Source organism: Testudinibacter sp. 'clade 2' (assembly GCF_006227735.1).
Lineage (GTDB): Bacteria > Pseudomonadota > Gammaproteobacteria > Enterobacterales > Pasteurellaceae > Chelonobacter.
Genome location: NZ_VDHB01000118.1, coordinates 1 through 10,007, shown reverse-complemented (window position 1 = coordinate 10,007; position 10,007 = coordinate 1). Strand labels below are relative to the sequence as shown.

The window sequence follows — 10,007 nt, the reverse complement described above, 5'->3', positions numbered from 1 at the left end:
CTTTTACAATATTAATCGTTTATTTTAACCTTTATTAGCAGTCTAGGCAGATTTTATATCCGCCCATCGCATTGAAAATTTAAAGATTGAATGTTTAAATTAAAAACAGCGCAATTTATTGGTAATCACATGAAAAAATTTCTCAAAACTGTCTTTGTTGCCGCCTTTGTCACCCTTGCCGCACAAAGTGTCAGCGCCGCAGAGGTTCGCTACGTCACCGAAGATCTCAGCACCTATTTACGCCGTGGCGCCGGCGATGATTATCGGATTGCCGGTTCGATTAAATCCGGTGAAAAAGTGACGGTACTCAGCCAAAAAGACAAATACAGCCAAATTCGTGACAGTCGTAACCGCGAAGCTTGGATTCTTACCAGCGAACTGAGCAGCGAAGCCAGCAGTAAAGAATTGATCCCGGCGCTAAAAAACCAAATTCAAGAGCTGACGCTAAAATTGAACCGCATTGATGAAGAGTGGCAACAGCGCGTTTCTGAAATGCAACGTCGCAGCCGTCAAGCCGAAAGCCAAAGCAGTCAGCTGTTGGAACAAAACAGCCAGCTCAAACGCCAATTAGACATCAGCAGCAATAAAAATAAAGAGTATGAAGCACTGCTAAGCGCCGAAAAACAAGAGATTATTATCCGCTGGTTTATCTATGGCGGTTCGGTGATGCTGGTCGGCTTGCTGCTCGGCTTAATTCTGCCGAATATTATACCTCGTCGCCGTCGCCGTGACGGTTGGTCATAATTCATTCTACGATGATGAAAACTCTGCAATCGCAACTTGAAATCTATCTGGTCGGTGGCGCCGTGCGCGATCAGCTGTTGGGGCTTGAGGTAAAAGATCGTGACTGGGTGGTGGTCGGTTCAACCCCGCAACATATGCTGGCACAAGGCTACCGCCAAGTCGGGCAAGATTTCCCGGTGTTTCTGCATCCCCAAACCCAAGAAGAGTACGCTCTGGCACGGACTGAACGCAAGTGCGGTCACGGCTATCAAGGCTTTGCGGTTGATTTCACCCCGGACATCAGTTTGGAACAAGATCTGCTGCGCCGCGATTTGACCATCAATGCGATTGCACAACGTCTCGACGGCGAATTAATTGATCCCTATCATGGCCTTCAAGATTTGCAAAACCGCACTTTACGCCATGTTTCCGCTGCGTTTGCCGAAGATCCGCTCAGAGTGCTGCGTGTTGCCCGTTTTCATGCACGTTTTGCCCATTTAGGTTTTAAGATTGCTGCTGAAACCCTACAACTGATGCAGCAGATCACCCAAAGTGGCGAATTGGATCATCTCACCCCGGAAAGGGTTTGGCTGGAAACGGAAAAAGCGTTAAAAACCACCTCGCCACAGGTCTATTTTCAAAGCTTGCGCGACTGCGGCGCATTGGCACGACTGTTTCCTGAAGTAGATGCCTTATTCGGCATCCCAAATCCGCCACAACACCACCCGGAAATCGACAGCGGCATCCACACCTTAATGGTGCTGGAGCAAGCAGCAAAATTGACAGACGATCAACCGGATGCTGCTAGCATTCGTTTTGCTGCTTTGTGTCACGATTTGGGCAAAGCTCGCACACCTGCGGAAAACTATCCGCACCACTACGGACATGAACAACTGGGCGTGCAGCCGACAATCGAATTGTGCCACCGTTTGAAAGTGCCGAATCATTACCAACAGCTTGCGGTGTTATGCTGTCGCTATCACAGCCATATTCACCGCATTCAAGTGTTGAAACCCTCTACCATTGTACGCTTATTTGACAGTTTAGATGTGTGGCGTAAACCACAAAACCTGAACGCGCTTTTAACCGTCTGTCTGGCAGATACGCGCGGACGCTTGGGCTTTGAACACAGCGATTATCCACAAGCGCATCTGGCTCGGCAATTTTATCAACGTGCGGTTGCCGTTGATGTGCAGGCGATCATCGTCGCCGGCTATCAAAAACAGCAAATTCGCGAACAATTGACCTTGCAAAGAATAAAAGCGATTGCCGCTAAGCGTTAGGGGCTACTCATTAAATTCAGCAATCCATACAAGCCGCTGCGTCTTAAAATCGGTTTCTGTACCGCACTTTGCCATACCCGTTGTGTCGCAAACAGGCTGAAATGGGTTTTGGCACGGGTGATTGCGGTATAGAGCAATTCACGGCTGAGCACCGGGCTGGCAGTCAGCGGCAAAATCAGCACCGTATGTGCAAATTCCGAACCTTGGGATTTATGTACGGTCATGACAAATGCGGCTTCGTGCGGCGGCACACGACTTGGTGAGACATCACGAAATCCACCTTTACCATCTTCAAAACAGACTCGGCTATTGCCTTGTTTGTCGGTCAAAAACAGACCGATATCGCCGTTATACAGCGCCACGGCATTGTCGTTTTGCAGCACCATAATCGGTTTGCCGTGGTAACCTTCATGACGCTGGCGAAAATTCAACAATCCTTTCTGCCGCAAGCGCTCACTGAGTGCCATATTCAACTGCTCCACCCCAAATTCACCACTACGCAAACCGCTCAGCAACCGCACTTTATTAAAGGCAGTAAAAACTGTTTTAAGCGATTCATGGCTGAAATCATCAAATTGATGCACTGCTTGCAGATAGTCGGCATACCAATTGACCGCATGCTTTAAAATCAGCTCAAGCGCATTGAGTGTCGGGTTGAAAGTGCGGTTTTCAACTGTATTGGCAGGCTGCTCAAGCGGATAAGGATAGCAAGTTAAATCACTTTTCTGGGCAAACCATTGCCAACTGTCGAAACGCCCTAAATTGACACTTTCCGCCAACACTTTAATGCCTGAGTTTTGATCAAAGCGATAACTTTTACGCAGAAAACAGAGGCAATCACGAATCGGATGGCCATGCTCAACCGATTCATGTTGAATTGTGTCTAAATTTTGCCCGGTCACTTGTTCCAGATAAGCACAATGTTGTCGACTGTAGCCCTGTGGCAAAAATTGACACAACTGTGCCATCACGGCTCCGCTTTCCACCGATGCCAATTGATCTTTGTCACCCAGCAGAATCAAGCGAGTATGCGGCGCTAGTGCATTCAGCAATTGGGTAAACAGATTCAAGTCAATCATCGAAGCTTCGTCCAGCAGCAGCAGATCAAACGGCAGTGGACTAGCTTGATGATAGCGGGCTTGCCGCCGATCCGATTGAATTCCCAATAGGCGGTGCAATGTTTGTGCCTGCAACGGAATCTGCTGTTTGAGTTGATGATCGATAGTCGACGGCAGTTGCGCCAAACTGTTGCCAATTGATTCGCTCAAACGAGCCGCAGCTTTGCCGGTCGGCGCCACCAAGGCAATACTGAGCGGTTCTGCCTGCCATTGCTGCTGTTGCCATTGCAAGGTCAACAATAAGCTGCACACAGTACGGGTTTTACCGGTGCCCGGCCCCCCGGAGATCACACTGAAATTATGTCGAAGTGCGGTGGCAACTGCAATTTTTTGCCAGTCAATCTGCGAATCTGTTGCCGGAAACAGTTGCGCTAGAAATTCCGCCAACTGGGGCAACTCAAATAAGGTGACAGCTTGTGACGAGCGCCGCGATAACTGTTGCGCAACTTGCTGTTCGTCAACGCCATTGCGGTATAAATACAACAGACCGTTTAACCACAACAGCGGACGAGCTGGTGCAAATTGAGCCGATGCAAATTGTTCACTAAAAGCGATATGCTGTTGTTCTTGTAATAAATATTGCCACTGGCTTGGCATAATACCATTCAAACGCTGCTGAATCTGTTGCAACAGCGGTCGCCATTCAGCTTGCATTGCCAAGTCAAAGAAATCGCCATGCTCAAAATCAGTCGGGCTGAGGCAAGTGCTGCCGTTTTGGCTGTGATAACTGGACAGTGCCGCCAACAAAATCGCAAGGTCGGCAATTGGCTGCGGATAGGCATACGGCTGCTGTTTTTCCGCAATCAACCGGGCAAATTGGTAATCCAAACGGCTGATTGCACCAGCCTGTTGCAGTTGTTGTAAAATCGTCAGCATCATTCCGCCAATAAATTGTCCAATCCGTCAATCAAGCGCCAATCCGGTTTATCGAAATAGACCCCGGTTTGTGCGTTTTCGCCATTCAAGCCGCGCAAAAACAGGTAATAAACACCGCCAAAATCCCGTTGATAATCATAGTTTGCATCACGTTGCCGCAAATAACGGTGCAGCGCCAAGGTGTAAATCAAATATTGCAAATCATAGTGGTGATAGGCCATCACCCGATTGAGAATCGGTGGCAGATAAGCAACATAATTATCGCCTAGCCGATTGGATTTGTAATCGATCAGATAGTATTTTCCGTCAATCCGACACACCAAATCGATAAAGCCACGCAACATCCCTTTGAAATAATCCAGATCAAAATCAACCGGCTGCTGTATTTGTTGATTTATTTGCCGACATAGCGGCGGATACTGTTGTAATAAACGGTTGAGCTTAGCGGATCGCAACGGCTTTTGTACACTGATCAAAAACGCCAACTCTTTTAAACAATCCTGTGGCAACAAGCCCTGCAACCGCACTTGCCGCTCTTCTGTCGCTGATTCTGTCGGCTCTGGCGCTGATAGTGGCGTTTGACCAATCAGCCACAACCACTGCACTAACGGCTCAAGCCAAGTGTCGTCTAATTCAAGTCTGCGGCAAAGCTCGCTGATTGCGGCCGGATCCGGCTCCCGGCTAAAATCCATATGTTGTAAAAAATCATGCAGAACACTGCCCACCAAGCTGCCACTGGGGAAATTGAACGGTGTATGTGGCTGGCGTTGCCAACAGGTCGGCAGCGTAATGCTTGCCACTTTGTCGCTGGCTTGCTGCGCTGCATTCACCAACTGCTCACCCAAGATAATCTCGTAATTCAACACGTCACCGTCATCATCTTCACGCCATGGCTGATAGCGTTCGCCCGGTTTTTCAAGTTCGGACACCACTCGATTCTTGCGCATTTGATTGCGCTGGTGCATCGCCACCAGTGCGGTAAAACTGCTGATACGCCAGTTATTTTCGATTTTACTATTAAATTCAGCCGCTTGCACCGCCTCAATCGGCAAGGGGGCAGCCTGCCACGCCTCTGCTTCAAGGCTTTCAATTGCCATAATAGTGTAATCATCAGCCGCAAAGCGCTGCGCAAGTCGCTCACCGGTGATAAATTCACTGCCATTTTTGAGCGACAACTCATCATCCTGCTCGAATGCTCGCTCAGACAATAAATACGCCAGTGCATTCCAGTTATGCTTGGTCGTCATTTGTGCCGCAAAACCAATATTCAGTTGATAACGGGCGCGAGTGGCGGCGACATAAAACAGCCGTAACTCTTCTGCCAATTTTTCTTTCAGCGTTTCCGCACGATGGCTTAACGCCAGATCCCAACACAGCTGATTATCACTGTCGTGATAGCACTGTAATGTCTTTGCATTGTCAGCTCTTGGCTTATAGCCTGCCCCGACGAACGGCAACCACACGACACCATATTCCAGCCCTTTAGATTTATGCACCGTGACAATCTTGACCAGATCACGCTCACTCTCCAAGCGCAACCGCACTTGCTCAGCGTCAACTTCATCACTGTCAAGTTGCCGCTCAAACCAGCTTAACAACGCATGCTCGTTCTCATTTGCTGTGGCGCCTTGCTGCAAAAACTCCGCCAAATGCAGAATGTCGGTCATCGCCCGCTCACCATCAGGCATCGCCAATAGCCTCGGCGGTAAATTTTGCTGCTGTAACAAGCGGTGAATCATCGGCAGCACGCCTTGCGTTTGCCAAATAGACTGGTAGTTTAAAAACTGTGCGATCCACTGTTCCCAACTTTTTTCATCTCGGCGCAGATGATATAGCTCAGCGGCGTTCATACCGAACAACCGGCTCGCCAACACGGTCATCACCGCTTGTTCACGGTGCGGATTCAGACAAGCAGTTAATAAATAACGTAATACCTGCGCCCATTCACTGTTTAGCACCGAGCTGCGATCCGACAGATACACGCTGCGAATCCCCAGCAGCGCCAACGCCGATTTGATCTTATCCGCTTCGGTTTTATTGCGCACCAACACGGCAAAATCTTTTGCTGCCAAACCATTTTCTCCGCCCAGCAAACACTGACCCTGCTCAATGGCTTTCAGCCACTGTTGCACCGAAATCGCACACGCCTGTGCCATGTCGTCTGTATTGTCGTTAGAACTCAGCATAAAATTGAGTGGCTTTTGCAGCACGCCGTTGAGCAACAAATCTTGAGTCGGCTTACCCGCATTGACCGCTTGATATTGAATTTGCGGATAAATAAACGGCAGTGCATTATGTGCAAACAACGTATTCAGCGCCCCAATCAGCGCTGGGGTCGAACGCCAGTTGGTATCTAAGGTAAAGCGATTCGACACCGTTTGTGCCGCACTCAGATAGGTAAAAATATCAGCGTTACGAAAAGCATAAATCGACTGTTTCGGATCGCCGATCATAATCATGCCACCGCCACCGGTATCGGCTTGATCAAGATATAACCGTTTAAAGATTTGGTATTGCTCCGCATCGGTATCCTGAAATTCGTCCACCATCGCAAACGGAAATTGTCGGCGGATCAACTGTGCCAGTTCGTTTCCACCTTGAGCGTAAAGTGCGGTTTTCAAACGGCTGAGCAAATCACCAAAACTCATCTGCTTATGCCCGGCCTTATATTCGGCAAGTTTGGCACGCACGCCTTTAATATAGTGCCACAGCAATATGCGTTGATAAAAACCCAAGGGTGCAATTTGATCGATTGCCGCAAACAACGGATGTGTAATTTTCTCTTCACCCTTGGTTTTTTGATCCAAATTGGTTTGCGAAAAATACTTAACTAATTTCTCATTTAGCGCCAACGCATCACTGGCTGCCCATGTGTTAATCTCATCAATAGCCGGCACAATATAACGTTGTTGATAGCTTCTGCCATCTAAACGCTTATCTTTTTTGCGGTTTATCTCTGCCAGAAATAAAGCACAAATCTCATCACTATCGGCTAACCATTGTTGCTTAATTGATTGAATTTTTGATAAATAATCAGAAACATCCTGCTGTAGAAAACTGTTAATATCCGTTTGTGAGGAATTGGTTTGCGCAAACCGCACTTGCGGCATTTCGCCGTCCAATGCAGGCTTGATCAAGTCAAGCACCGCTTGCGGCGATTGCAGGCTGTAGTCAATAAAGCGGCTGATCGCCAAATTTTGTGGATAAAACTGCTCACGCCAATATTCTCGGCACAGTTGCAGTAATAACTTGTCCTGCTGCTCAACCATTTCCGGATCAAAAGCAATACCGGAGTGAAACGCATGGCGAGTCAGCATTCGTTGGCAAAAACCATGAATGGTAAAAATCGCAGCAGTATCCATATCCTGCTGCGCCGTTTCTAGGCGTAGAATTGCCGTCGGCAAGTCGTGTTTTAGCGCAAGATAAAGCGCATGCAAAAAAGGATCCGAACTGCCAAAGGTTGCTGTCGGTGATTGCGACGCCTGCTGTAACAAGGCCTGCTGTAACAAGGCTTTCAATTCGACAATCCGGCTGCGGATCCGCTCTTTCAACTCTTGGGTGGCAGCTTTGGTGAAAGTCATCACCAAAATCTGTTCCACCGTTAGCGCCCGCCCTAAACCGTTTTCTCCAATATTCAACAGCAGGCGCAGATACAGCGCCACCATAGTATAGGTTTTTCCGGTGCCGGCGGAGGCTTCGATCAACGAAACCCCGCTTAAAGGGTGTGTAATCGGATTCAGTTTTTGCATAACATTCGCTAGAAACTCAACACTTTATCAGCCTTCAATGTCCAATCTGCCAGCTCTGCCAACGTGCCGATCTCCACGCCGTCAACCAAAGGCAGCGCAGTAATCCCGCGCGCATTGGTGCAGGTTTTACACAATTTCACCTCAGCGCCATAACCGGTAATAATCTCCAATGCTTGTTGCAGATTATAACCTTCATTCGGCGCTTGCCCTTGCAAGCCAGCCACCACCGCATCGGACATCAAAAACAATTTCAGTTCTACCTCATGTTGATACTCTTCCAATAGCATTAACGCTAGACGTAACGCATTGAAACAATTTTCATTGCCGTAAGGGGCGCTGTTAATTACCAATAAAATCTGCTGCATTTGCCATTTCTCCTGTCAGGTTAGTGCATAATCCCTTTATCAATAAAGATAATTTTCACCAAAAACAGTATCGACACCACCCACACCGGAATCGAAACCGCTTTTACCTTGCCGGTGCACACTTTCATCACACAGTAGCTGATGAAACCAAAGGCAATCCCTTCGGTGATCGAATAGGTGAACGGCATTAAAGCGGCGGTGATAAACGCCGGAGTGGCTTCGGTCAAGTCGTCCCAGCGCACTTTAATCAAACTGGACGACATCAAAATGCCGACATAAATCAACGCACCTGCGGTGGCGTACAGGGGCACCAATCCGGCCAGTGGCGATAGGAAAATGACTAACAGAAACAAAATGCCGGTGACTACTGCGGTTAAACCGGTGCGACCGCCAACCGACACGCCAGAGCTGCTTTCGATATACGCCGTGACTGACGATGTGCCGATATAAGCGCCACTGACCGAGCTGATGCTGTCTACCAACAGCGCCTGTTTCATTTTCGGGAAACGCCCTTGCTCATCGGCCAAACCGGCTTTTTCGGTCACGCCCAACAACGTGCCTGACGAATCGAACAGGTTGACCAACATAAACGAGAAGATAATCCCCAATAATGCCACGTCCAACGCCCCGGACAAATCCACTTGTCCAACCACATTGGAAACGCTTGGCGGCATCGAGAATACCCCGTTATACTCCACATTGCCGAGCAACAACGAAAGTGCGGTCACCACCGCAATCGACACCAGCACGGCGGCATGGATATTGCGCGATGCCAAAATCACAATGATAAAGAAACCGAAAATGGCGAGCAGCACTTGCGAAGAGTACAAGTTACCCAACGTGACCAGCGTTGCCGGGCTGGCAACCACGATACCGGAATTTTGAAAGCCCATTAACGCAATAAACAAGCCGATGCCGGCGGTGATCCCCACACGCAAACTGGTTGGAATGCTGGCGATCAACCAATACCGCACTTGGAATAACGTCAATAAAAACAGCCCCACTGCCCCCCAAAAAATCGTGCCCATCCCCACCTGCCACGACAGGCCCAGTTTAGACACCACAGTATAAGCAAAAAAGGCATTCAAGCCCATGGCTGGGGCAAGTGCCACCGGCAAATTGGCAAATAACCCCATGAAAATACTGCCAAAAGCGGCAATTAACGCAGTGGTGATAAACACGCTTTGGCTATCCATGCCCGCCACGCCCAAGATCGACGGATTGACGAACACAATATACACCATGGTCAGAAAGGTCGTGATCCCGGCAATAATTTCGGTTTTCACCGTGGTGCCGTGCTGTTCCAGTTTAAAAAAACGTTGCAGAAAGCCTTGATTTTGCATAGTCAGTTCCCGTTTATTCATCAATAAAAATAAGAAAAATCAAAAGGTGAAAAGCTGAACTCAAAATCAGAACGACAGAATATGTTATCTAGTGTGCGGCTTTTCGTCAGTATAGTAACAAAAACCAATACCGGCTGCGATGTGTTTTTGGCAGGAAACGAGAGTAAAATCGAAAGTGCGGTCAGAACAAATTACGCCAGCCCATAAAAGCCAAAACCTGAATCGAGGTTTTCTCTTTTCAGGTTTTGTTTATTCAACTTACGGCTCGCTTTATAGCTTTTTTCGTGAATCTGATGACGGGTAAATTTCGCCATATTCTTCGCCACAAAATTGTTGACCGCAGCGACGGCGGCTTGCTTTTTCTTTTTCATTATTTTTCCTTTGTTGTTTATAAATCGATCACTTGATCGACGCTTATTTTAGGCAAAAAGTGCGGTTTGTCAATGTCGAGCTAAAACTAATCTTTTTTAGGTAGGACTTATATTTGAATTATTACTCCTGTCGCCATTGTGAACTTCCTTTTTTCAAACGAAACTAGGGTCTGTTGATC

At 48.0% G+C, this 10,007-nt stretch carries 7 protein-coding genes; 2 read left to right on the top strand and 5 right to left on the bottom strand.

Features of this window, described 5'->3' with window-relative positions; all coding sequences use genetic code 11:
* Window positions 1-129: 129 nt before the first annotated feature.
* Both FHQ30_RS09490 and FHQ30_RS09485 read left to right on the top strand, forming a co-directional pair.
* Complete coding sequence (locus tag FHQ30_RS09490) at window positions 130-744, top strand: TIGR04211 family SH3 domain-containing protein (RefSeq protein ID WP_139611997.1); 615 nt, start codon at window positions 130-132, stop codon at window positions 742-744.
* 11 nt (window positions 745-755) lie between these two features.
* On the top strand, window positions 756-2,006 hold the full coding sequence (locus FHQ30_RS09485) for a multifunctional CCA addition/repair protein (RefSeq protein WP_326480858.1): 1,251 nt from the start codon (window positions 756-758) through the stop codon (window positions 2,004-2,006).
* Here the strand turns inward: FHQ30_RS09485 and recD are convergent.
* The 5 genes from recD to FHQ30_RS09460 form a co-directional block, all read right to left on the bottom strand.
* Window positions 2,003-4,000 carry an exodeoxyribonuclease V subunit alpha gene (gene recD / locus FHQ30_RS09480; protein ID WP_139612002.1) on the bottom strand — a complete coding sequence of 666 codons (1,998 nt, stop codon included), beginning with the start codon at window positions 3,998-4,000 and terminating at the stop codon, window positions 2,003-2,005. The two genes, FHQ30_RS09485 and recD, sit on opposite strands and share 4 nt — an antisense overlap.
* Window positions 4,000-7,749 carry an exodeoxyribonuclease V subunit beta gene (gene recB, locus FHQ30_RS09475; protein WP_139611998.1) on the bottom strand — a complete coding sequence of 1,250 codons (3,750 nt, stop codon included), beginning with the start codon at window positions 7,747-7,749 and terminating at the stop codon, window positions 4,000-4,002. Before recB ends, recD begins: the two co-directional genes overlap by 1 nt.
* 8 nt (window positions 7,750-7,757) lie before the next feature.
* The gene (locus FHQ30_RS09470) at window positions 7,758-8,114 is read right to left on the bottom strand and encodes a DsrE/DsrF/TusD sulfur relay family protein (protein ID WP_139611999.1); all 357 of its coding nucleotides are present in this window, start codon (window positions 8,112-8,114) and stop codon (window positions 7,758-7,760) included.
* Between the two features lie 20 nt (window positions 8,115-8,134).
* Complete coding sequence (locus FHQ30_RS09465; RefSeq protein WP_139612000.1) at window positions 8,135-9,457, bottom strand: NCS2 family permease; 1,323 nt, start codon at window positions 9,455-9,457, stop codon at window positions 8,135-8,137.
* A gap of 191 nt (window positions 9,458-9,648) precedes the next feature.
* A complete protein-coding gene (locus FHQ30_RS09460; protein WP_132967191.1) occupies window positions 9,649-9,828 on the bottom strand; it encodes a hypothetical protein in 180 nt (59 codons plus the stop codon).
* Between the last annotated feature and the right edge of the window lie 179 nt (window positions 9,829-10,007).

What these genes read in the sequence shown, in the direction of transcription:
- FHQ30_RS09490 (WP_139611997.1), top strand. Translation starts at nt 130, where the DNA reads ATGAAAAAATTTCTCAAAACTGTCTTTGTTGCCGCCTTTGTCACCCTT.
- FHQ30_RS09485 (WP_326480858.1), top strand. Translation starts at nt 756, where the DNA reads ATGATGAAAACTCTGCAATCGCAACTTGAAATCTATCTGGTCGGTGGC.
- recD (WP_139612002.1), bottom strand. Translation starts at nt 4,000, where the DNA reads ATGCTGACGATTTTACAACAACTGCAACAGGCTGGTGCAATCAGCCGT.
- recB (WP_139611998.1), bottom strand. Translation starts at nt 7,749, where the DNA reads ATGCAAAAACTGAATCCGATTACACACCCTTTAAGCGGGGTTTCGTTG.
- FHQ30_RS09470 (WP_139611999.1), bottom strand. Translation starts at nt 8,114, where the DNA reads ATGCAGCAGATTTTATTGGTAATTAACAGCGCCCCTTACGGCAATGAA.
- FHQ30_RS09465 (WP_139612000.1), bottom strand. Translation starts at nt 9,457, where the DNA reads ATGCAAAATCAAGGCTTTCTGCAACGTTTTTTTAAACTGGAACAGCAC.
- FHQ30_RS09460 (WP_132967191.1), bottom strand. Translation starts at nt 9,828, where the DNA reads ATGAAAAAGAAAAAGCAAGCCGCCGTCGCTGCGGTCAACAATTTTGTG.